At 26.7% G+C, this 24,514-nt stretch carries 25 protein-coding genes and 2 pseudogenes; 8 read left to right on the top strand and 19 right to left on the bottom strand.

All coding sequences use genetic code 11. The features are described 5' to 3' along the window. Positions 1 to 195 precede the first annotated feature (195 nt). Together gltX and BINT_RS05450 are read left to right on the top strand one after the other, a co-directional pair. Positions 196 to 1,641, top strand: coding sequence for a glutamate--tRNA ligase (gene gltX / locus BINT_RS05455; RefSeq protein ID WP_014487552.1), 1,446 nt, complete (start codon positions 196 to 198; stop codon positions 1,639 to 1,641). Between the two features lie 18 nt (positions 1,642 to 1,659). Beyond that, on the top strand, positions 1,660 to 2,049 hold the full coding sequence (locus tag BINT_RS05450) for a response regulator (protein WP_014487551.1): 390 nt from the start codon (positions 1,660 to 1,662) through the stop codon (positions 2,047 to 2,049). 67 nt (positions 2,050 to 2,116) lie between these two features. On the opposite strand, the gene BINT_RS14665 is transcribed toward BINT_RS05450, so the two are convergent. Continuing rightward, positions 2,117 to 2,320, bottom strand: a complete 204-nt coding sequence (locus tag BINT_RS14665; RefSeq protein ID WP_148258781.1) for a hypothetical protein — start codon at positions 2,318 to 2,320, stop codon at positions 2,117 to 2,119. Between the two features lie 67 nt (positions 2,321 to 2,387). Here BINT_RS14665 and BINT_RS05440 point away from each other — a divergent pair, with 67 nt between their 5' ends. Next, positions 2,388 to 3,323 (top strand): hypothetical protein, encoded by a 936-nt coding sequence (locus tag BINT_RS05440; RefSeq protein ID WP_014487549.1) that lies wholly within the window; start codon positions 2,388 to 2,390, stop codon positions 3,321 to 3,323. 90 nt (positions 3,324 to 3,413) lie between these two features. On the opposite strand, the gene BINT_RS05435 is transcribed toward BINT_RS05440, so the two are convergent. From BINT_RS05435 to BINT_RS05395, 9 genes are all read right to left on the bottom strand, one after another. After that, on the bottom strand, positions 3,414 to 3,623 hold the full coding sequence (locus BINT_RS05435) for a hypothetical protein (protein WP_041177282.1): 210 nt from the start codon (positions 3,621 to 3,623) through the stop codon (positions 3,414 to 3,416). 44 nt (positions 3,624 to 3,667) lie between these two features. Further along, positions 3,668 to 4,114 carry a CAP domain-containing protein gene (locus BINT_RS05430; protein WP_014487547.1) on the bottom strand — a complete coding sequence of 149 codons (447 nt, stop codon included), beginning with the start codon at positions 4,112 to 4,114 and terminating at the stop codon, positions 3,668 to 3,670. Between the two features lie 73 nt (positions 4,115 to 4,187). Then, the gene (gene rfaD, locus BINT_RS05425; protein WP_014487546.1) at positions 4,188 to 5,144 is read right to left on the bottom strand and encodes an ADP-glyceromanno-heptose 6-epimerase; all 957 of its coding nucleotides are present in this window, start codon (positions 5,142 to 5,144) and stop codon (positions 4,188 to 4,190) included. 33 nt (positions 5,145 to 5,177) lie between these two features. Next, positions 5,178 to 5,639, bottom strand: coding sequence for a D-glycero-beta-D-manno-heptose 1-phosphate adenylyltransferase (rfaE2, locus tag BINT_RS05420; RefSeq protein WP_014487545.1), 462 nt, complete (start codon positions 5,637 to 5,639; stop codon positions 5,178 to 5,180). A 91-nt stretch (positions 5,640 to 5,730) separates the two neighbouring features. After that, the gene (locus tag BINT_RS05415; protein ID WP_014487544.1) at positions 5,731 to 6,927 is read right to left on the bottom strand and encodes a class I SAM-dependent RNA methyltransferase; all 1,197 of its coding nucleotides are present in this window, start codon (positions 6,925 to 6,927) and stop codon (positions 5,731 to 5,733) included. 9 nt (positions 6,928 to 6,936) lie between these two features. After that, positions 6,937 to 7,902 (bottom strand): Rpn family recombination-promoting nuclease/putative transposase, encoded by a 966-nt coding sequence (locus BINT_RS05410; protein ID WP_014487543.1) that lies wholly within the window; start codon positions 7,900 to 7,902, stop codon positions 6,937 to 6,939. A 65-nt stretch (positions 7,903 to 7,967) separates the two neighbouring features. Then, positions 7,968 to 9,248: a GNAT family N-acetyltransferase gene (locus BINT_RS05405; RefSeq protein ID WP_014487542.1), complete on the bottom strand. Its 1,281-nt coding sequence runs from the start codon at positions 9,246 to 9,248 to the stop codon at positions 7,968 to 7,970. A 95-nt stretch (positions 9,249 to 9,343) separates the two neighbouring features. Next, positions 9,344 to 10,174, bottom strand: coding sequence for a RecB family exonuclease (locus tag BINT_RS05400; RefSeq protein WP_014487541.1), 831 nt, complete (start codon positions 10,172 to 10,174; stop codon positions 9,344 to 9,346). 37 nt (positions 10,175 to 10,211) lie between these two features. Continuing rightward, complete coding sequence (locus BINT_RS05395) at positions 10,212 to 11,087, bottom strand: ankyrin repeat domain-containing protein (protein WP_014487540.1); 876 nt, start codon at positions 11,085 to 11,087, stop codon at positions 10,212 to 10,214. A gap of 227 nt (positions 11,088 to 11,314) precedes the next feature. Here BINT_RS05395 and BINT_RS05390 point away from each other — a divergent pair, with 227 nt between their 5' ends. After that, positions 11,315 to 12,562, top strand: coding sequence for a hypothetical protein (locus BINT_RS05390; protein WP_014487539.1), 1,248 nt, complete (start codon positions 11,315 to 11,317; stop codon positions 12,560 to 12,562). Between the two features lie 63 nt (positions 12,563 to 12,625). Then, positions 12,626 to 13,771 carry a glutamate 5-kinase gene (gene proB, locus BINT_RS05385; RefSeq protein WP_014487538.1) on the top strand — a complete coding sequence of 382 codons (1,146 nt, stop codon included), beginning with the start codon at positions 12,626 to 12,628 and terminating at the stop codon, positions 13,769 to 13,771. Here the strand turns inward: proB and BINT_RS05380 are convergent. From BINT_RS05380 to BINT_RS05355, 6 genes are all read right to left on the bottom strand, one after another. Next, positions 13,766 to 14,767, bottom strand: coding sequence for a galactose-1-phosphate uridylyltransferase (locus BINT_RS05380; protein ID WP_014487537.1), 1,002 nt, complete (start codon positions 14,765 to 14,767; stop codon positions 13,766 to 13,768). The genes proB and BINT_RS05380 overlap by 6 nt on opposite strands. 8 nt (positions 14,768 to 14,775) lie before the next feature. Continuing rightward, entirely contained in the window at positions 14,776 to 15,138 is a 363-nt protein-coding gene (locus tag BINT_RS05375) for a response regulator (protein ID WP_012670232.1), read from the bottom strand. Positions 15,139 to 15,276: 138 nt separating this feature from the next. Beyond that, positions 15,277 to 16,068 (bottom strand): pyrroline-5-carboxylate reductase, encoded by a 792-nt coding sequence (proC, locus tag BINT_RS05370; protein WP_014487535.1) that lies wholly within the window; start codon positions 16,066 to 16,068, stop codon positions 15,277 to 15,279. A gap of 93 nt (positions 16,069 to 16,161) precedes the next feature. Further along, entirely contained in the window at positions 16,162 to 16,794 is a 633-nt protein-coding gene (locus BINT_RS05365; RefSeq protein WP_014487534.1) for a hypothetical protein, read from the bottom strand. Between the two features lie 16 nt (positions 16,795 to 16,810). Then, entirely contained in the window at positions 16,811 to 17,662 is an 852-nt protein-coding gene (locus BINT_RS05360) for an Rpn family recombination-promoting nuclease/putative transposase (protein ID WP_014487533.1), read from the bottom strand. A gap of 57 nt (positions 17,663 to 17,719) precedes the next feature. After that, positions 17,720 to 18,610: a hypothetical protein gene (locus BINT_RS05355; RefSeq protein WP_014487532.1), complete on the bottom strand. Its 891-nt coding sequence runs from the start codon at positions 18,608 to 18,610 to the stop codon at positions 17,720 to 17,722. 136 nt (positions 18,611 to 18,746) lie between these two features. Between BINT_RS05355 and BINT_RS05350 the strand changes: the two genes are divergently transcribed. The 3 genes and pseudogenes from BINT_RS05350 to BINT_RS05340 all read left to right on the top strand — a co-directional run bounded on the left by BINT_RS05350 (position 18,747) and on the right by BINT_RS05340 (position 21,417). Beyond that, positions 18,747 to 19,982 (top strand): peptidase U32 family protein, encoded by a 1,236-nt coding sequence (locus BINT_RS05350; protein WP_014487531.1) that lies wholly within the window; start codon positions 18,747 to 18,749, stop codon positions 19,980 to 19,982. A 20-nt stretch (positions 19,983 to 20,002) separates the two neighbouring features. After that, positions 20,003 to 20,421, top strand: a pseudogene (ruvX, locus tag BINT_RS05345) (Holliday junction resolvase RuvX). A gap of 72 nt (positions 20,422 to 20,493) precedes the next feature. After that, complete coding sequence (locus BINT_RS05340; RefSeq protein ID WP_014487529.1) at positions 20,494 to 21,417, top strand: DUF4340 domain-containing protein; 924 nt, start codon at positions 20,494 to 20,496, stop codon at positions 21,415 to 21,417. A gap of 86 nt (positions 21,418 to 21,503) precedes the next feature. Here BINT_RS05340 and lptB read toward each other — a convergent pair. The 3 genes and pseudogenes from lptB to BINT_RS05325 form a co-directional block, all read right to left on the bottom strand. Then, positions 21,504 to 22,339: pseudogene (lptB, locus tag BINT_RS05335) on the bottom strand (LPS export ABC transporter ATP-binding protein). A 32-nt stretch (positions 22,340 to 22,371) separates the two neighbouring features. After that, positions 22,372 to 22,914, bottom strand: coding sequence for a ferritin (locus BINT_RS05330; protein ID WP_014487527.1), 543 nt, complete (start codon positions 22,912 to 22,914; stop codon positions 22,372 to 22,374). Positions 22,915 to 23,633: 719 nt separating this feature from the next. Next, positions 23,634 to 24,512, bottom strand: coding sequence for a leucine-rich repeat domain-containing protein (locus BINT_RS05325; protein WP_014487526.1), 879 nt, complete (start codon positions 24,510 to 24,512; stop codon positions 23,634 to 23,636). Positions 24,513 to 24,514: the final 2 nt, after the last annotated feature.

Below are 24,514 nucleotides of genomic sequence, written 5' to 3'. Positions count from 1 at the left end.
AAATATTTCAAGTTTTATATTAAAAATATTCATATATTAGTAATTAAAATACAAAATTATTCACATACAACACATATACTACAAAAAATTATTAAATTTGCTTAAAAATTTATTTTTGCATAAAACTGTTATATTAATTGATATTTATTTATTTTAATGTATAATAGGTCAAGTTTAAAAATCAAGGAGTAAATTATGTCGGAAATCAGAGTTCGTTTCGCTCCATCTCCAACAGGTTTTTTACATATAGGAAATGCTAGAACTGCATTATTCAACTGGTTATATGCCAAAGCTATAAAAGGAAAATTAATTCTAAGAATAGAAGATACAGATCAGGAAAGAAGCACTAAAGAAGCTGTTGATATGGCTATAAAATCATTAAAATGGCTTGGTATAGATTGGGATGAAGGCCCTGAAGTTGGCGGAGATTATGGTCCGTATTTTCAGTCTGAAAGACTAGATATATATAAAAAATATACTGAAAAACTTATGGAAGAAGGAAAAGCATACTATTGTTTTTGTACTTCCGAAGAATTAGAAAAAAAATCTAATATGCAGAGAACTCTTAATCAGCCTATTATTTATGATGGTAAATGTAAAGATATACCTTTAGAAGAGGCTAAAAGAAGAGTTGCAAACGGAGAACCTGCTAAAATAAGATTCAGAGTACCAAAGAATCAAATAGTAACTTTTGATGACTTTGTTAGAGGAATAGTAAAAACTAACAGTGATGAAATAGGTGATATCATAATAGTAAGAGAAAACGGCTTCCCTACTTACAACTATGCTGTTGTTATAGACGATATGCTTATGAAAATTTCACATGTCATAAGAGGAGAAGACCATATATCAAATACTCCTAAACAGATACTTATTTACGAGGCATTAGGTGCTGAAGTTCCTAGATTTGCACATACTTCTTCAATACTTGGTAATGACAGAAAGAAATTATCAAAAAGACATGGTGCAGCTACTTTAATGGAATACAAAGATGAAGGATATCTTCCTCAAGCTATGAGAAACTTCTTAGCTTTACTTGGATGGACTCACCCAGAAGCTATGGAAACTATGGTTGATGATGATATGATTAAAGCTTTCAAATTGGACAGATTCTCTAAAAGTCCTGCTATTTTTGATACTGCTAAATTAAGACACTTGAATGCTTGGCATATAAAAAATATGAATTTAGATGAAGTTACAGAGTTATTTATACCATACTTAGTTAATGGCGGATTCTTGAAAGAAAATTACACAGAAGAAGAACATGCTTGGGCTAAAAAACTTGTTTCTGTTATAAGACATAACTGTGTTGTTTTATCCGACATTGTAAAGTATGTTCCTGTATTCTTTGAAAATGATTTTGAGCTTACTGATGAAATGAAAGAAATGGTAAACAAAGAAGAAAGCAAAAAACTTCTTCAATTCATCAAAAATGATATAGAAAATACTGATGAAATTACTGATGAATACATGAAAGCATTAATCAAGAAAGCACAGAAAGAAACAGGATTAAAAGGTCCTAATCTATATCACCCAATAAGATATGTATTGACAGGAAGTTCTGCTGGAAGCGAATTATCTCATATATGTGAACTTTTAGGCAAAAAAAATGTTCTTTACAGATTATCTAAATATATTTAATAATAATTGGGGTAAAATATGATTAATGGTAAACCTTTAATACTTGCTGTAGATGATGAAGAACCTATTAGGGATCTTATAACATACACTTTTGAACCTCATGATTTTGAAATTGTTACAGCAGAAAATGGTAAATCAGCAATAACTATATTAGAACATAATCCTGTTGATGTTATAATCACAGATTTGCTTATGCCTTCTATGACTGGGCTTGCTCTTATTAGAGAGATGAAAAAAAGAAAAAGCTCTATACCTATTATAATAATTACAGCTTATGGTAATACTGAAATGGTAAAAGAGATAATAGCAGAGGGAGTATTCAGACTCATAGAAAAACCATTAGATTTTGATACTTTAATTCCTATAGTGCATGAAGCTATAGAATACAAGAAAAATCAAGAAAAATAAATAATTAAAAATTTAATTATATAAAATATAAAAGGCTTGAGTTTAATAACAACTTAAGCCTTTTTATTTATATATTGACATATAATAACATTAATATATAATATATCAAGCTCCAAGCTCCAAGCTCCAAGCTCCAAGCTCCAAGCTCCAAGCTCCAAGCTCCAAGCTCCAAGCTCCAAGCTCCAAGCTCCAAGCTCCAAGCTCCAAATAAATTTATAATTTCTAATAATAATTTATCAATCAAAAATATACAATTAATAAAATACATCATTTCTTTTGTCGTTGCAAAAATTTTAATTAATGAAAATTTAATAAATATATTTTTTAAGGAGAAAAATATGAAAAAACTTTTAATTACACTAATAACGCTATTATCTATATTAAGCATTAGCTGTGAAAAGAAACCTACAGAACCTACAAACAATAATAACAATAATGCCAATCATTCACAATCTTTTACAGGTAATTTTACATTCGGAACATTTGGAAATGTTTCTGCATTATTTATTAATGAAGACGGAAGTATTTATATGAATATAGAGAATGGACTATTAACAATAAAAAAAGAAATGATTACTAAAATATCAGATTCACAATATACAATAAAAGGTCAAATGCCTACTATAAAATATGACACTTCATCAGCAACTTCAAAATCAATAATGTTTGCTCAAAATGCTGCTGATATGAATGCAGTAGATGTTTCACTTAATTTAAGCGGCAAGAGTTTATCATTATCTGGACAAGTTAATAGTGATAATGTAAATGCTAATTTAACAGAAGTAAGCGGATATATACCAAACGATTATGCAGGTGTGTACTATATAGGTGATGGTATAAATGATTATGGATTTGAGATTAAATCCGATGGAACAGTTGTCAATATAGAACTTCAAAATGGTAATGTTATATATCATAAAGGATATACTGATAAATTAATAAAAGTGTCTGAAAATGAATATATATTAAACATAAATTCTTTAGAAAATAACACACCTTCTACAGGTCCAATAAGTTTTGCTGATGCAGAAATCATTGTATTAACGGAGGCTGAAAAATATTATAATATATCTGGAAAATATACTCTAAAATTTGAAAACAACACTATGTCAATTATAGGCGGAGGCTACACAGTTCATTATAAAGATGTAGATACAATAGGAAAATATATTGAAGAAGTTGCAAAAGACAGATCATATACAAACCAAATTGACTATTCATTATTTACATTTAAGTTAGGATCACCAACTACTGACACATTTACTAAAAAATAATAAATTATATAAACTAGCAATAATAAAAGGCTTGAGTTCATAAAAAACCCAAGCCTTTATTAATTTAACAGATTTAAATAATTAATATCATCAATCTACAATATTTTCTATTTTCTCTCCAGCTTCATCTAAAGCTTTTTCAGCCTTTTCGCCAGCCTTTTCTATTTTGTCTCCAGCTTTATCTATTGAATTTTCTATCTTGTCAGTAACTTTGTATATACTTTTTTCAACTTTATCATCTTCACAAGATATAAAAATCATTGATAATACAATACAACAAATAAAAATAATTTTTTTCATAAGAATTTACTCCATTTTAATTTATTTTAATATAAAAATATTATTTATTCGGCTAATGAACAATAAATAATAGCCCAATAAGTATTTTTAGCATTCTTGTATATTCCAATACCTATATGAGTATAATCCATATCTAATATAGAAGATGAATCGCTTTGATCTTTAATCATAGCTTTAAAAACACCGCTTGCTGTTTCATATCCTGTTCTTATAGATTCACCGTAATATGCAACTCTTATACCATTTTCTGAAAATACAGTATGCATTTCGCTTCCGTCGGGTCTTTTAGATTCAAAAACTTTTGATATCTCTTCTGCCCTAACAGCAGCTGCATTTTGTAAATCTTCATTTGTTTCATATGCCTCAAGTCCTGCTTTTTGTCTTTCTTCATTTATTAATTCAAGAAGTTTTGCTGACTGCTCCGGATCTTGAGAAAATAAAGGCAATGCCAAAAATAAAACACTAAATGTAATTAAAATAATTTTTTTCATAATAAAATCCTAAAAAAGTTTATATGATATAAAATCATTATTAATTATAATCGTAAAACATTTTATACTATTTTTACATTAAATAGCCGCCGCTTTTTTCCAAAACTTCAGCATATTTTTTTACACCAGTATTAACATTCATAAAACTCTTATCATAACCAATAGCTCTCAATTTATTTAAATCAGCCTGAGTATATTTCTGATATTTACCTTTCAAAGCATCTGGGAATGCTATATACTCTATTTCAGCCGATTTATAAACTTCTTTCAATGCCTTAGCTATTTCTACAAAACTTTCAGCATTTCCTGTACCGCAATTAAATATGCCGGACTTATCAGGATTAGCAAAAAAGAAATTATTTACAGACACAACATCATCTATATGTATAAAATCTCTTAAGAACTTTTCACTTCCTTCGAATATTTTCATTCTCTCGCCTGCTTTTATCTGATTAAACAAATGAAAAGCGACAGAAGCCATTCTTCCTTTATGATTCTCCTGAGGGCCGTAAACATTAAAATATCTAAGTCCTACAACCTGACTATTTACTTTATTTTCTTTGAATAATTTATTTAAATATCTGTCGAATTGATATTTTGAAAAAGCATAAACATTCAAAGGATATTCATTTTTTTCATCTTCTTCAAAACCATTCTCACCATTTCCATATACAGAGGCACTTGAAGCATACAAAAATCTTATTTTCTTATCCAAACAAACATGAAGAATATTTTTTGTATATTCATAATTATTTTTCATCATATATTTACCGTCTGTTTCCATAGTATCAGAACAAGCACCCTGATGAAATATTGCCTCAACTTTATTATCATTCACAAATGAAGTTAAATAATCTAAAGTAAAATCTTCTTTATCAATATAATCTTTAAATTTAATTCTATTTAAATTTTTATGTTTAGAAGCGTTTTTCAAATTATCAACTATTAATATATCATCAATTCCTAAATTATTTAATCCTCTTACTATATTAGAACCTATAAATCCGGCTCCTCCTGTTACTATAATCATATTAAATCCTCCGATTTTTATTAATTTATATTATTAACTATTAATTTTTTTTATAATATTAGTAGTAGAATATCCATCAACAAAGTCAATGAGTACTGTTTCTTTTGAATATTCTCTTCCTACAACATTTTCTATTTTATAATCTCCGCCCTTTACTAAAACATCAGGCTTTACTATTTTTATTAATTCAAGAGGAGTATCCTCATCAAATATAGATATATAATTTATACATTCTAAAGCAGCAAGTACAATGGCTCTGTCAATTTCATTATTAATAGGTCTGTCATTTCCTTTTAAACGCTTTACAGAATCATCACTATTAAGCCCTAGAATAAGCAAATCACCAAGTTCCCTAGCCTTTTGTAAATACTCCACATGTCCGCGATGAAGTATATCAAAACAGCCGTTTGTAAATACTATTTTTTTATTTTCTTCTCTATATTTATTTAATACACTGTTTAAATTATTTCTTTCTATGAGTTTTTTATTTATCATTATTGACTTATTCCAATTTTATATTTATTGAATTAATTATATCATGTAACATATTAATAACAAGAATTAAAACAAAGTTAATAAAAAGATATTAATTTTTATACTCTAAAAAAGAAATAAGCTCTATATGATAAGTATCAGCAAACATATCTATAATATTTAAATCCGATAAATTATAATACTCTTTTAATAGATTAACATCTCGTGCAAAAGTCATAGGGTCGCATGAAACATATATAATTTTTTTTGGCTTGATTCTTATTATTTCATCTATTACTTTTTTATCAATTCCTTCTCTAGGAGGATCTAATATTAAAGCATCAATATCATAATCAATATTTTTTAATGTTATTAAAGCATCTTCATTTTTTATTTTTAAATCATATTTATTTGCTATCAGCACAGAATCTTTATTTATCTCTGAAGCAATGAATTTACAATTATTATTAAAACTTTTTATTCTATTTTTTAAAGCAGATGTAAAAAATCCGCTTCCGGCATAAAGCTCAACTATAGTACTGTCATTATCATTCAAATATTTAATAACATTATACTGAAAATCATCAAGAAGATATAAATTGCTTTGAAAAAATGTTTTATGCCCTATTGGTATATTACCATACTCAGTTTTATAAAGTATAGTATCAGTTCTGTAACTTTTAATGTTTTTATTATGCTTTACTGTTATCCCTTTAAAATATTTTTCAAAACATTTTATATTTATTTTTTTATTAAGTTCAATAAATGCAAGAGCTTCGTCATTGTTATTTTCTATTGCATAAATACTTCCTGTGATATTGTTTTCGGAGGAAAAATTTTTTATCTTTTCAAATAAACTTTCTTTTAAAATAATACATTCATCAATATTTACAAAGTCATTGCTTTTAAATCTATAAAAACCAATTCTACCATTATCAGATATCATATTAACTCTAAGTCTATAATTAAAATTATTTCCGCAAATTATTTTTATATCTTTATTAAAATTAATATTTCTAATAGCATTTAAAACAACATTCTTTTTTATATCTAATTGTTTATTATATTCTATATGATTAAATAAACATCCTCCGCAAATACCGGAATACTTGCATTTTGGTTTTATTCTAAACTTGGAAGATTCTATTATTTTATTTATAGAGGCATAAGAAAATTTTTTACTTTCTTTAGTTATAGTTATATCTAATATATCACCTTCAACACTATGGGCTACAAATATAACCTTTCCATTTTCATCTTTGGCAATTCCATATCCGCCATAAGCAGTATCTATAATTTTGACTTCCATAAATTTATATTAAAGTTTCTCTATTTCCTCTATAGTTAATCCAGTATTTTCACTTATAAATTTATTATCTAAACCTGATTTTTTAAGACTTCTAGCTATAGATATGGCTTTATTTTTTTCTCCTTGTTCAATACCCTGTTCAATACCTCGTTCAATACCCTCTTTTATACCTTCTTCTTTTCCTAATCTTCTTTCTTCATCAAGCATTATTTGATTACCATATAGATATGCTTCTTTCTTCTCATATTCCATCATCATCAATTTACTTTTTACAAAATTATTATATTTTTTTTGCACCTCTTCCATTATAGGTTTTTCTTTTACTATTTCAGACATAGAAGCCTCCAAATTTTTGCTTGTAAACATTTTTAACCAACAGTTTAAGTCTTTAGTTAATATGTTTTTCTTGAATTTTTTTAATTCTATTATATGTATTTGTAAATGATCTGTTAATAACTTTTTATTATTCATCTCATAAAGCATATAACAGGAATGTATATTTTTACTTTTATCTAAATTAAAATTTAATAAATTAATACTTATTACAGGAGTAAGTTCATCATATCTTTCACCATGCTTTAATAGCTTACTATAATTAGCTGCCCAATAATAAAGTATTCTCTCTGGAAATCTTGAATTACCTTGTAATTGTATTTCTATTATGACTACTGAACCATTTTGAGTAATACACTTTACATCTAGGCGTCTGCGACATCTGTCCACCTTGCGTGCCACCTTCGGTGCTATCGTTTCTTTTAAATTTTTATTTTTTTTTAAATTAAGGCGACTGCCCGCCTTCGGCGAAGGTGTTAAAATTTCAACTGAGCGGAAAGTCTTCATATTAGCATTAATCATTATAGAATTTATAAAGTCCAAAAGTATAGACTCACTGCTTCCCTTATCTGTGAAAAGATATCGTATAAAATAATCGTTTAAAGGATTAAAAGTTTTTACAGCATTTAAATTTCTTCTCATAAATATATTATACTGAAAATCATAAAGTTTGTCAAAATAAATTCATTTGTATACAAAAATCTAAATCAAAAATAATCAGAAAAATAAACCTGCTCTTTAGGTATAATAGATTCTAATAAATTTATTCCTTTTATGCTTGATTCTATTCTTCCTATTCTATACAGATAAGAAGGAGATTTATAACTCATAAGCATCGTTGTAAGAGTTTGAATATTCATTCTTATGATATATCTGTCTTTACCGTTTCTTTTATATTCTTTATTGAGTCTTTTACAAACTGTATTTTTATTCTCGTCCCAATAAATTAAAAAACTTCCATTATTCCATTTAGCCATATTATCTTTTATTATTAAATTGATTTTTTTATTTTTAGGCTTTCTCAAAAATGGATAATCATTAATGAATCCTTTGACATCTGTAATCCTTGCCATTATATAAGGTCTTATAGTTTCTTTTATCTCACTGTCTTCAAGTAAAAATGCAATAGGTTCATTGGTATAATTATAACCATGAACTTTATCCACCATAGAGAAATGTGCTGATATATAATTCCAAAGCCCAAGCCTAGCCTCAAAATTAAGATATACTATTTCTTTTATATGAAAAATATCATTTTCTATCACATAAACTAAAAAACCTTTAGCCTCTTCTTTTTCATTATAATATATAGCCACTATAGTATCATCTACATCCCATCTCCAATACTCTTCCCATTCCAAATCACCTCTAATCAAAGCACCATGCCTCATATGTGAAAATTCATTATAAAGCTCTATTAAATCCTCACTGTCAGAAGCAACTCTCTCCACTCTGCCTTTATTAGTTATAGTTTTTGGAAGCTGAGTGTCTTTTATTTCAAAACTCATTTTATCAGAAATAATTTCCCAGCCTTTTCTTCTATAGAATGGTATTGAATAAGGATATAGTACGGATATAGTCTGACCTTCCTTTTTCATGTTCTCAATACTCTTTATCATCAAATCATTCATAAGTCCGAGATTGGAATATTCAGGATAAGTGGCAACACCAGTAATACCAGCCATTTTATATATAACGCCATGTATATTCATTCTCATAGGATAAACAGCAATTTGAGAAGCTAACTTTTCACCGTCAAACCAGCCTAAAACTTTAGCCTTGCTTAATACGGCAGATTTGGCCTGTTTTATTTCGTCAATTTCATAACCAAGATTTATAAGTTCATTATTGCTCACTTGAAATGCATATCTTAATAAATTATTAAAATCATCTAAATCTTCTAATGTTAAATATCTTATTCTAAATTTATTTTTCTTTTTCTTTATTATACTTTCTTTAGAATCTTCTTTATTATGATGAGTGCTCATAAAAATTTACCTATATTTTACATAATACATAGTTAATATAATAAAAATATTTATAATTGTCAATTTATAAAATTATGAAAGCAAATGAAATACAATCAATTATTGTTAGAATTTTCAATATTTGCCATAAATAATTCATCTGAAGGAAGAACTAAATTTTCAATATTATCTTCTTTACCCTGACATAATTTAAAGAAATCGCAAAATTCACAATGCCTTCCAACCTTTTTATCAAAAGCTCTATCATACCTTATATCATCAACTATTTCATCAAACCATTCTCTTAAATAATTAATAGATTCAGGAGTAAATTCTATAGTATCTAATTTATCGTCTTCAAAATGATAATAGGAACCGCTTGTAACCTTACATTTAAGACCATCCAATATACAAGCATATAATTTTAGCTGTATGGTTTTTCTATCTCTCTCCTCATTATCTTCACCAACATCATAATACTTTGTGGTTTTATAATCTACAATCTGTAATGTACCATCAGCAGATAAATCTATTCTGTCTATTCTTCCAAATAAAATATAATCTCTGACTCTATTTTCCATATAGCTTTCTATCTTGTAAGGTACTTTCTGGCCGAATGAATTAAAAAAGTTAGAAAGCATATAAAGACCTCTTTCACCAAGTTCCTTTTCTTCTTCCCTGCTATTAAAAAAGGCTCTTATACCACTTCTTTTCCATACATTTCTAAAAATATTATATAGATTCTCTAAACTTCTTTCCTCTGCTCTCTGTTCATAAAATTCTTTACAAGCCAAATGTATAGCATTACCAAAAATAAAATAAACATTAACACTTCTCTTTTGCTTTTTAAAAGGTTTTTCTATATAAGTATATCTATACTTTCTAGGACAAAGCAAATATGTAGACAAGCTGTATTCACTAAATCTCTGTAATTTTTTGGCTTCCATAAATTAAAATTATTATTAATCTATATATTCATAATAGTTATTGTGCTTTTTCTGTTGTATTATTTTCAGTTTCAGCAGCAGAAGTATATTTATTAAGCAAGGCTTTTATATCTGTATCAGTAGTAATATCTACAGGCTTTTTTCCTTCTATATCAGCTATATTAGCATCTGCATTATTTTTCAAAAGTATTTCTACTGCTCTATAACTATCAGAAGCTGCTGCAAAATGTAAAGCTGTCCATCCATCATCATCTTGGAAATTAACATCTGCTTTAAACTTAAGCAATGCTGCTATAACTGTTATCTGATTATTCATAGAAGCCCACATTAAAGGAGTAGTTCCTGTATTATCCCCAACATTAACTATATCTATACCAGAACTTCTTGCAGCAGAAGAATCTAATATCACGGAAACAACATTAGCATTTCCTCTTGCTGAAGCAATATGTACAGCCATAGCATCATCTATACTATCTTTAGCAAGTACATCAGCACCATAACTTAAAAGCATATTTGCTATATCGGCATAACCATAATATGAAGCAAGTAAAAGAGGTGTCTGACCATCAGCATACCATTTATTATCTCCTTCCATTAATATTGTATCAACAGGAAGTACAGGATTCATATCAATCCATTTTTGAGATAATAATTCTTTTACTATAGCGGCATTATTAGATTTTACTGCCACATGCAATGCTGACCAACCTTCTGAATTAGTACTGTTAGCATTTGTTCCTTGTCTTAATAACTCTCTGACTTTAGTAACATCACCTTTTTCTATATAATCAAAAAATTCATTGCTGGAGTTGGTAAGTATATCATTTTGCGAAGTTTCAGAATTTGTAATATCTTGTGAATATAATATAAAACTAAATAAAAACAAACTAACCGCAATAAATATTTTTTTCATAAAAATACCCTCAACTATATTATATTTCTATAAATTATAGTATATATTTAAAAATATACAACAATTAATATAATAATTTTCACATTCTGATACTTGATATATTATCCCATATAAAATAATATATCTAATATTTAAAAAAGGAGATTTTTTATGGATCAGTATAATAAAAAACATTATAAAAACTTAATTGGTAAAATTATTTTTTTTATTTCTTTATTTTTTGTATTATGTTAATTAGTATAAACAATAAAGCATATTCACAAACTACAAATACTAATAATATAAAGAGATACGGACAATTATCAGCGTCTTTAGAAATGGTAGCCTATGGAAGAATGAGCGATTTAATAGAGCAAACAGGAAATGAAGATACTTTAGGTGTTTTATTATACGGAGATTTACATTACATAAAAGAATATAAATATGCATCAATAGAAGCTGCATTCAATGCCAGATTCTATGAACCATTATCACATAAAGCAAGATTTTATAAAGATATGTCACCTCCCGTATTTGATTTCTCTAAAATGAATATATTTGTAAACTTTAAATATGTAGGAATAAGAGCTGGAGTTTTAGAACCATATACAAAAAATATACCTATGACATCATATTTTCCTACATTATTTTACTATCATACAGTAAGCAGTAATAAAGCAACAGTATTGTCAGGACCAAGAGATATGCCTATAGGATATGACAGCCAATTTATACCAAGATATGATACAGGTATAATGGTAGAAGCTAATTTCTTTGGGGTATTTATAGGTGTGGGTATGGTTAATGGAGAAGAAGGACTTGATGCTAATTCATCTAAAGGATTAATGGCTAAAGTTGCATATAGCAATGATTATATTAATACAGGAGTGGCAGGAGTTGTTACAGAATTAGGCTCTATACCAATAAAAGAATGGGGAGATACGGTTAATGCATTTTTTTATTTTAGAAATGGAAGAGATGGAAGATTCACTGTAGGAATAGAAGGTTTTTGGTTCAGACATGGTATAAGAGCATATAATGAATATTTTCCTGGTGAAGATAATACAAATAAACATCATTACAATGGCGGATATTATACAGATTTCTCCATACAAACTTTTAATGGACAAAATCCATATTATGGTATGAGCGGATTCATATTTTTTGAAGCAAGAAGATTATGGAAATTTGATATAACAGCCCATTTCGGCATACATGATAATAATATATATTCTGATGCTGAGGATATTTATCAGTTAAAATACAGAGCCTTCCTAAAAATAACATTTAATGTAACTGATGACTTTAAAATAATGCTTTCTGATACATTTACTTATGACCCTGTATACAAAAATAATTATCAATATTATGAATTAGAAAATAGAAATCAGGTAGGCGTTATTTCTTATAATGAAAAAAGCGGGCATTATACTGTAGATAATGACTTTTATTTGGGTTTAAGTTTCAAATTCGGTGGAGTATGGGGAAATAAATAGACTATTTTAAAATAATTAAAATTAAATCTTTATTTTTTTATTATATCGTTTATAATACTTCGCATGAAAAATATAGATTTAAATAATATAAATAGAATAGTATTCAAATTTGGTACTAATGTTTTGAGAAATGATGAAGGATATATATCTTTAGCTAGAATATATTCTTTTATAGAAGCCATAGCAAAATTCCATAGAATGGGAAAAGAAGTTTTAATAGTTACTTCAGGAGCTGTTGGATTAGGTGCTAAAAAGATTAATGTAACAGATTTAGATGAAGTAGCTTTAAAACAGGCTTGTGCTGCTATAGGTCAATCACAACTTATGTCAATATATGAAGATGGATTTTCAAAATTTGATATAGTTACTGCACAAATACTTCTAACAGAAGAAGATTTCTCCAATAGAAGAAGATATTTAAACTTGCATTCTACTTTGAGTATGCTTTTAAAATATAAGGTTATACCCATAATAAATGAAAATGATACAGTATCAAGTGATGAGCTTAAACAATTATATGATGTTACTCAAATAAGTTTTTCTGATAATGATAAACTTTCTGCATTGGTAGCAAGCGAATTGGATGCTGATTTACTTATAATACTTTCAGATATAAATGGGCTTTATGATGATAACCCTAAAACTAATCCTAATGCTAAATTTATACATGAGGTATTTGAAGTTACAAAAGAAATAGAAAATTTAGGTCTTGATGCTTCAAAAGGCGGAAGAGGTGGAATGAAAACAAAACTTCAGGCTGCTAAAATAGTTACAAGATCCGGATGTGCATTATTCATAGCAAATGGTAAAAGACCTAATGTTCTTAATGATATTTTTGAAACAAAAGAAAAAACTATATTCTATCCTGTTGAAAAAGATGATGAACTTTCAACCAAAAAAAGATGGATTGCTTATGCTACAACTATAATAGGAAAATTAATAGTTAATGCCGGAGCTAAAAAAGCTGTTTTAGAAAAAGAATCAAGTCTTCTTCCTATAGGAATAACAAAGGTAATTAATACCTTTAAAAAAGGCGATATAGTAAGCATTGCGGATGAAAACGGAACAGAGTTTGCAAGAGGCATTATAAATTATAATTCTGATGATGTTCAAAAAATAATAGGACATCACTCTGATGATATATTGAAAATATTAGGTTATAAAAATTATGATGCTGTAATTACAAGAGATTATATAGTATTATTATAATATATTTCTTAACTGCTGTGTAGCATCTTCAGGTGTAATAGAATTGATAAATACTCCGCTTCCCAATTCGTAACCTGCTAATTTACTCATTTTTGGCATTATATCTAAAAACCAATGGCTAGAATTTTTATACTTGTTTTCAAGTGTAGGCAAAAGAGTATGAAGTACATAATTAAAACCTACTTCACCTAAAAGCTTATATAATCTGTCAAATACATCCTTTAATATACTAGAAAAATCTAAAATATTAGAACTAGAAACATGTATAATGCTATCCGAATGCTCCTTAGGAATTATATATATTTGATATGGAGATCTTGAAGCAAATGGTGATATAGCTATAAAATTATTATTTTCGCATATTACTCTTTCATTTAATGATTTTTCTTCTTTTATTATATCGCAATATACACATCTTCCATTTTTAGTATAATAGTCTAAAGCTCCGCTAATTTCCTCATACATCTGAACAGGTATAAAAGGAGTGGTTATAATTTGAGAATGTGAATGATAAAGACTTGCCCCTGCTTCCGGTCCGAAATTCTTGAAATACAGACTATACATCATATCCTCATTTTTTCCTAAATCTTTAAGCCTCATCATAACAGCTTTAAATATATAGAAAAAATCTTCTGTTTGTGCATGATAAAAATTAAAGTAATGATTAGGATGCTCTATAATAACGTCATGAAATCCCTTAGAACTACTGGCATGAAAAAGTTCATTTTCTTCAGGCAGTTCATTTTCATGAGTTTCAGATATTATAGGATATTTGTTAGGTACAATTCTAACCTGCCAAATTTCTTCCTGTTCAGCATAAACAGTATAAACAGGATCCGGAGTTTTCATTTCATGTCCCCTGCAAAAAGGACAGCTAAGCTCAGAATTAGCAATCTGTCTTTCAGTGGAATTTACATAATCGCTAGGTCTTCCTGTTCTCTCAGATGAAATGATTACTGACTGTTTTGTTACAGGGTCTTTACGGATATGGGGCATAGAAAATATTAACCTATAAGTCTTTTTATCTTATCTTTAATCTCTGTAAGATTGCCTGATTTTAATATATAACCATCAGCATTCCAAACAGAAAACTCATGTCTATAATTATTATATGCTGTACATATTATGATAGGCAATTCTCTATGTTTTTCTCTAACCTTAGCCAAAAAATCTAAGCCGTCCATTTTAGGCATTTTTATGTCTAATGTTATTAAATCAATATGAGGAGTACCTTTATCAAGCATTTCTAAAGCTTCCTCACCGCTATCTGTGGATACTACATCATATCCTTCATCTTTAAACTCTTCTTCAAAAAGAGTTCTAATGCTTTTTTCATCATCTAAAACTAAAATTGTCTTCTTAGGCATAATGTTCTCCAAGTATCTTATACTCATATTATAATAATTGAGTCAAAAAAGTCAAATAGAATTTTTTGTTTTGATTATTACAATATTATACTTTACAAATAAATAATTATAAAAAAGCAGTATTTTATACTACAATTTTTACTTTTTTTCACTTTCTATAGATTTATTATAGCTTGCAATAACGCTTTCTATAATACCACTTCTAAGTCCTTTTTCCTCCAAAACTTCAACTCCCTTTATAGTAAGTCCTCCAGGAGTACATACACCATCTTTTAATTGTGCAGGATGTTTACCTGACTCCAATACCATTGCCCCTGTTCCTTTGAAAACCTGTGCTGCCATTTCTATAGATGTTTTTCTATCTATTCCCATAACAACACCAGCATCGCTCATAGCTTCTATTAATATATACATAAATGCAGGAGAACAGCCAGCCATAGCATTATATGCATGTATTTGCTCTTCTTTAATTACCTTAACCATTCCAACTCTCTTTAACAATTCAACAACACCATTCTCAACAACTTTATTTTCTGTTTCCACAACTGATATAAAACCATTACAAGTTTTAACAGGTGTATTAGGCATTATTCTCACTATTCTGCTTCCGCTGAAATATCTTGATAAATCCTTTTTTGACACAGAAGCTGCCACGCTTATAATAGTAGCACCAACTTTAATTGATGATGATATCTCAGCAGCAATAGCAGGAATCATATAAGGCTTAACTGCCAAAAATAAAACATCTGCCTCACTAGCTACTTTTCTATTATCAGTATAAACTTTTATTCCAAGATTCTTTTCAAGATAATCTTTCTTCTCCATAGTTTTTACGCTTGCTACAATATTCGTATACTCTATTCCAGATTTGATAAAACCTTCTATTAAAGCTCCGCCCATAGCACCGGCACCAATGAATCCTATTATCATATTAACTCCTTTTCATATAAAAAATTCAAAATCATATATAAAATAATACCAAAATATTACAAAATGTAAAAATAATCTTTCATTAAAAATTATCTATTTATCACTAAAATACTTTTTTCCTAATTGCCATAAATACATATCTATTTCTTTAAAAGTATAATTATCTAATTTATAAAATTTCATAAATTGTGTAATTATATTTTTAAATTTACAATATTCTTTTAAATCATCATTTTTAAATTTATAAAAATTATCTTCTCTTCTAAAATATCTAAGTATAACATCAACATATTTATCATATATTGGATAATATTCGGGTTTATGATGAGAACAATATTTAGTGGCAAATGAATAAAAATTTCTTTCTTTTTCTTCATTATCTTTATTTATAATTTTTACTTTTTTTATATCATCTACTAAACTTACATCTTCTTTATTTAATCTTTCATCTATAGAAGGTTTATTTTTTATATGATTTAAACTTTCTATATGTTTAGCAACATCGAAAATCTTAAATATATTTGTACTATAAAAATCATTTAAAGTAGCTGCCTTTATCAATATACTGCTTATATCTTTATTATCAGGACATAATTCAAAAAATAATTTATTTAAAGCTTTTTCCTGATAATCATAATTCTCTAAACTATGCCATTTTTTTAAATAAGATTCAACCTCTTCAATTGATGGTTTTGGTATATTATTAACATCTTCTAATTTTTTCATTTGTATAAAAAATCAATTATAATGATTTGATATCATCTATGCTCAAACCTGTAAGTTCACTTATAAGCTCAATATCCATATTTTTATTTTTCATATTTTTTGCTAATGAATATTTTTCTTGTTCTATACCTTCTTTTATCCCTAATTTTCTTTCTTCTTCTAACATAATTTGATTACCATATAAATATGTCTGTCTTTTATCATATTCACTCATCATTAGTCTATCTTTTATAAAATTATTATATTTTTTCTGTACTTCTTCCATTATTGGTTTTTCTTTTACTATTTCAGACATAATTTCCTCCCTATTATCTTTTACTGTAAAAAACTTTAACCAACAATTTAAATCATATTGCAATAAATTATGTTTAAATTTTTTAATTTCTATTATATGTATTTGAAGATGATCAGTTAGAAGTTTTTTATTATTGGTTTCATAAATCATATAGCATGAATGTATATTGTCATCATCATTTAAATTAAAATTTAATAAATTTATACTTATTACAGGAGTGAGAACATCATATTTTTCACCCTGTTTTAATAGTTTGCTATAATTAGAAGCCCAATAATATAATATACGTTCTGGAAATCTTGAATTACCCTGTAACTGTATCTCTATTATTACAACTGAACCATTATGAGTTATGCATTTTACATCAACAATAGTTTCTTTATCTTGATAACTTTCTTTATAATTAAATGGTGTTAAAATTTCTAAAGATCTGAAAGTTTTCATATTTGAGTCAATCATTATTGAATTAATAAAATCCAATAATATCACTTCACTTCCTTTATCAGAAAAAAGATATCTTACAAAATAATCATTTAATGTATTAAAATATTTAAAATCTTTATAATCACACATAATAAATATTATAATAAAAAATACATAAATTGTCAAAATACACAAAACATAAAATATCTAAATAGAATTGAGTTTATTTATAGCTTCTTCTATAGACTCTATTTTAGAATCGTATTTATTAATATTTTCTAATCTATTTATGCCATTACAAGCCTGCCACAAAGAAATTAAAGCTACATAATCTTCGGCTTTATTTTTTACATTATAATTATCGAAATTGCACATTATATCAGATAATACATGTTCAAAATCTATTATAACAGATTCATATATCTTTTCAGCCTTTTCAAAATCTTGTATCTCTTCAAAGCATAAAGCCGTTTTTATTAAGTCAGGCCCAACCAACCCTTTATAATCAGACATGATATTACAGGTTATATAGCTTTTATAATACATTACATCTGCCTTATTTTTTAAATCTCCATATATAGCGTAAAAATCACTGAATACATCAAATATATATCTGTATATAGAAGAAGTTATATATATACTTAATTTATCAGCTAAATTTGCATTTTTAAAATTAAGTACAATATTGCTAGTGATAATTAATATAAACTCATGCATCTTATTTAATAAAATATTAAGTTCTTCTCTTAATCCTCCGAAATACAATGCATATATAAATCTCACAAAATCTCCATATAATAAAGCATTATTTACAGTCAAATCGAAATTTATATTATCTATGCCGCTTATATTTTTATTATTAATCAATTCTTTTATAACTCTTAAAACGCTTCCGTCATCTTCATAATAAAAATCATAATTATTAGAAGTAAATAATCCTATAGCCTGCAGTTTGCGTTTAGATGAAAAATCTTTTATATATGAATCTAATACAGATTTAGCTAAAAAGATATTAGCAGATGATAATGGCTTTAATATATCAGAATATTCTCCGTTAAACAAATTTTCTTTTAATTGTATTAATTCTTCTTCATTCATAATTTACCCCTATATTTACAATATATATTATACTATATATTTGTAAATAATTATATAACAATAAAAAAATTAAATATATACTTTTTATTCATTTTGATATAAAATAAACCGCATTAAAAACTAATAGGATATAAAAATGGAACTTTTAGCACCTGCTGGAAATAAAGAAAAATTAGAAGTAGCATATCATTATGGAGCTGATGCTGCATATATAGGCGGAGCTTTATTTAATTTAAGACATCAAAGCAAAAATACAACTATAGATGAACTTGCTGAATGTGCACAATTAGCTAAAAACTTAAATAAAAAAATATATTTAACTTTAAATGCTTTTCTTCATGAATATGATAAAAATAATTTAAAAGCATATTTAAAAGAAATACAGAATCTAAATATAGATGCATTCATAGTTTCTGATTTAGGAGTACTTGGAATAGTTAAAGAAACAATACCAGAAGCAACTATTCATATAAGCACTCAGGCTTCTGTTACAAATAGTTATTCATGCAAAATGTATGAGAGTTTAGGGGCAAGCAGAATAATATTAGCCAGAGAACTTTCTTTAGATGAGATAAAAGAGATTAGAGCAAATACTGATTTAGAATTAGAGAGTTTTGTGCATGGTGCTGTATGTATGTCTTATTCTGGAAGATGTTTGTTATCAAATTTCTTAAACAATAGAGATGCTAACGGCGGAGAATGCTCTCAGGTTTGCAGATGGAATTTCAAAACATATATAGAAGAAAAAACAAGACCTGGAGAGTTCATGGAAATTGAAGAAGGAGAAAATCACACTACAATATTAAGCAGCAGAGATTTACAAATGGCTGAATATCTTCATTTACTTCAAAAAGCTGGTATTGATTCTATAAAGATAGAAGGAAGAATGAAAAGCGTATATTATGTGGCTAATACTGTGAGAGTTTATAGAATATTATTAGATTTACTTGACAGAATCGGTTATGATTCATATCCTGAAGCTATAAAAAAAGAACCTATAGCAAGTTATTTGAAAGAGCTTGATACTATAAGCAGAAGAGAAAGTGATACAGGGTTCTATTTCGGAAGAGATAATATAAAGCCAACACTCAAAGGATATTTAAAAGGCAGAAGACTTATGGGAATGATATCAGATGACAGCGAGGAATATGCTAAAATTACAGTATACAACACTATAAAAAACGGTGATGATTTAGTGTATATAGGAAAAGATTTTATAAAGCATAATGATAACAGATTTAAACTATTTATAAAAACAGAAGAAAATGAATTTGTAGAAGTAGATAATATTAGAAACATAGATAATGCCTATATAAAATCAGGGGTACATGATTTCAAAAAATACGATATTATCACTGTAGAAGAAGATTAATAAAATAAGAAGATTAAAATATGGTATTAGGTGTTGACTTCGGAAGAAAAAAACAGGCACTGCTTTTATGGATATGGATATAAAAATTCCTTTTCCATGCAGGCTCATAGAAGAAAGCAATGCTAGAAAAGTAAAACGTGCTTTGATGGATATAATAGAAGAAAAAAATATTGATACTGTTGTTTTTGGTTTGCCTTTATCCGATGAAGGAAAAGAAAGCGAATGGTGTGCTGAAATAAGAAGATTTTCCGAGTTTCTTCTAAAAAGTGTAAAAGTTGATATTGTATTTGTTGATGAATATGGTACTTCAAAAGAAGCTGACTTTATATTGAGAGGCAAAAAGAAAAAAGTAAAAAGTAAAGCTAATGATTTAATAGCGGCAACTTTGATATTAGAAAATTATTTAAATGTTCTTAATATGAATAATAGAAATCAATAATATAACTATTTACTATTTTTATGATTAGATAGTTATATATATTAATAAAAACTATAAAAAGGTAATATAAATATGAATAATATAACTAAAAAATATATAACATTATCATCTATAATTGTAATTTTAATAATTATATTAATCGCAATAACTTTTATGAAAAACAGAGGATATTCATTGCCTGAATTAAAAAAAATAAATTCAAATATATCTGAAATAACTATAAAAAGAGGGGCAAATGAAACTATACAAATAAAATATAATGATAATAAATGGACTGTAAATGATAAATATAATGCTGATGATAATTTAGTAACTTCAATTACAAATGCATTAAGCACTATACAGCCTATAGAAATAGTTTCAAGAGGAGATGATAACAGCATATCAAAATATAAATTAACAGATGAAGAGGCATTAACAGTTGTGGCATTAGATAGCTCTTCAAAAGAAGTAAGAAATATAAAATTCGGTATGAAATCAACTTTCGGAAATAGCGTATATTCTAAAATAAATAACGACAACAATATATATCTTCTTGGAAATACTCCTACAAATCCTAAAGATATATTTGATAAAACTGAAAATGATCTTATAAATAAAACTATATCTAAAGTACGCAATGATGATATAGCACAAATCACTATAGAATACAATAATAATTCATATACATTATCAAAAAATACAAATGATACTAATAATACTTGGATAAAAAATTGGAATGCTAACACTGTAAAAGGAAATGATGTTTATACAAGCATATTCACTTTGGCAAATTTAAATGCTGACGGATTAATAACTAATGACAGCACAAGCAAAAATGCTTCATTATATAAAATCAATATACAGGCTTTAAATGGAAATGTATCTTATGAAGTATTAAATAAACTTGATGACAATAATTATGAGATAGTAAGCCCTAATGATAATAACAGATACTATATGACAGAAAGTTCATTTAATACATTTTTAGAAGCTGTTAATTATATAATTAATTGATCATATTATAATTGAAAATAAATAATAAAAGGGGCTTTAATAAGCTCCTTTTTTAATGCTAAGTAATACCAATAAAAAGAAAAAATTTACATAGTGAAAGATTCGCCCAAATAAACTTTACGTGCTAATGGGTTGTTAATTATTTCATCCGGTGTGCCTTTTACCAATATTTGTCCGTTACCCATTATATATGCTCTGTCTGTGATTCTTAAAGTTTCGCGTACATTGTGGTCTGTAATAAGTATTCCTAATCCTTTTTCTTTTAAAGAAGCTATAATATTCTGTATATCTATAACGGCAATAGGGTCAACTCCAGCAAAAGGTTCATCTAATAATATGAATTTTGGATTTACAGTTAATGCTCTTGCTATCTCGCATCTCCTTCTCTCTCCTCCTGAAAGAGTATAACCTTTCTGTTTTCTTACATGCGTGATATTAAATTCTTCAAGAAGCATATCTGTTATATCCATTCTCTGCTTTGAAGATAATGATTTATTAAATTCCAATATGCTAAGAAGATTATCTTCAACGGACATCTTACGGAATATAGAAGCTTCTTGAGGTAAATACCCTATTCCTAAAGTAGCTCTTTGATGCATATGAAGTTTTGTAATATCAAGATCATTAAGATATACATTTCCAGCAGTTGCTGTAACGAATCCTACAGTAATATAGAAACTTGTTGTCTTTCCTGCTCCATTAGGTCCTAAAAGCCCAACAACCTCACCCTGTTTTACATTATAAGAAATATCACCTATTATTTTTCTCTTTCCGTAATATTTTGTAAGATTAACGGCTCTTATCTCATAAGGATTTGATTTATCATAATTAAAAAAATTCTCAGCCGTTATTGGTTCATTATTAGAGGGCATAAAATTTGTATCATCTTTTTTTTGAAAATATTAAGAAATTTACTAAACATATACCCTCTCTTTATTTATTATTATTTATTTTTTATTGTACATTTATATCTAGTCCGCCTGAATGCTTTTCAGTATTCAAAGTATTCATAGCCTTATCAAATGTATAAAGGTTTCTGCCCTCTAAATTACCGCCGCCGAGCATTTTAATTTTTTCAATAATATCATTGAATAATTCTTCTTCTTCAAGCTGCTCTTGTATAAACCAATCTAAGAACCTAGATGTAATATAATCTTTGTTTTCCATAGCTTTTCCAACTAATTCATTTATGCATGAAGTTACATACTCTTCATGTTTTAATATAGTTTCAAATAAATGCTCTACTGAATTAAAATCGCTTTGAGGAGCATGCATTTCACTTATAACAGCCTGTCCGCCTACTTTATTGATGAAATCTCTAAATTTCTCAAAATGCTCTAATTCTTCTTTATAGTGTCCGTATAAAAAGCTGCTGCATCCTTTCAAGCTTTTTTTATCGCACCAGCCTGCCATATTAAAATAAAGGCTAGCAGAATATAATTCTTTATTCAATTGAATATTTAATAATTTAATAGTATCCTCTTTTATTATAGACATGATAAACTCCTTTTTAATATTTTATAACCTTTAACTATTCTATAATATGTTTTAAAATTATCAATAAAAAAATATTATATTTTTATAAAACTACTTGCCGTAGTGGCGAACCGCACGGTATTGCTCAACTTTTAAGATAGTACAATGTACGTGCGGCATCATACTTTTCATTACACAATTATATTCTAAACTTTAAATCCTTACTTCCCAAATTAAAATCCCTACGCAGGTACACTTCGCGAGTACTCGCCGTACTGGCATTCCGCACCGTATTTCTTAATATTTCGGATAGTCCACTATAGGTGCGGCTGATTACTTCTCATTATACAATAAAGTATAAAAATAAAAACTTATCAAAAATTAAAATTCAATATTAGAAATAAAAAGTAATCCCACAAGATTGTAAATGTTTTTTGTTTTACTTTTTTACAAAAAAGTAAATAGCCTTTTTTGGTTCTTTTTTGGCTAATCAAAAAAGAACGAAGAAAAAAGATTTTATATACTAAAAAGCATTACTTAAACTAATAAGCATACAAATAATATAAAGCAAAAAAATAAATCAAACTTTCAAAATCAATCCCATAAATAAAAGGCAAACAAATACCGCTTATTAAAAATAATTATTCTTAACATATTCATTTTCAAGTTTCTATTTATAAAATATAAAATTGATATGATTAAATAACTTTATTAGAGATTTTATAATAAAAATTATTAAATTATTTATCAGAATTATTATTGAAACAGCTATAATTAATAACATCATTAAAAATCTTTTTATTTTTTATTTTAGTATCTATAAGAATTAATTCTTTTAATTTTTTTAAGTTTTTTAATTCAGGAAGTTTTTTTATAGAACTTGAAAGAATATGTAATTCTTCTAAATTTTTTAATTTGCAAATAGAATCAGATATTTCTTTTAAATTATTAGAACCTATTAAAAATATTTGCAAATTTGTTAAATCAAATAATTCTTCAGGAAAAGTTTTATATTTATTATAGCTTATATTTAAATATTTAAGTTTTTTTAAATAAGAAATTTCTTTAGGTATAATTTCTATATTGTTGCTAGATAAATCAAGAGCTTCTATATTTTTTAAATTTGAAATTTTTAAATCAATATTAGTAATTTTATTTGCACTTAAATCTAAATTTTTCATATTATCTAAATAAAAAATTTCTTCCTGAATATCATTTAAATTATTTTTGCTTATATTAAAAACTTCTAATTTTTTCAGATTTATAATTTCCCTTGATATACTGCTTATTTTATTCTCATAAATATTAAAGATTTTCAAGTTTTTAAAATTTGATATTCTATCGTCAATAAAACTAATATTATTTCCTGATAAATTTATTTCTTCAAGATTTTCCAAACTATAAATAAAATTCGGTATTTCATCAAAACCATTATACATAAACCAAATTCTTTTTAATGATTTTAATTTAGAAATTTCATCTAAAAATAAATTACAAGGTAAATCATACAAATCAAGCTCTTGAATATTTTCTAATTCTTCTTTACTTCTTGGAAAATTTTGTATTTCTAAATCCGAAGCCCAAGAAATAATTTTATTAAAATCTTTATCTGACAGCATAA

It is taken from the genome of Brachyspira intermedia PWS/A (genome assembly GCF_000223215.1).
In the GTDB taxonomy this organism is placed as follows: domain Bacteria; phylum Spirochaetota; class Brachyspiria; order Brachyspirales; family Brachyspiraceae; genus Brachyspira; species Brachyspira intermedia.
This window is presented reverse-complemented; position numbering and strand designations above follow the sequence as displayed.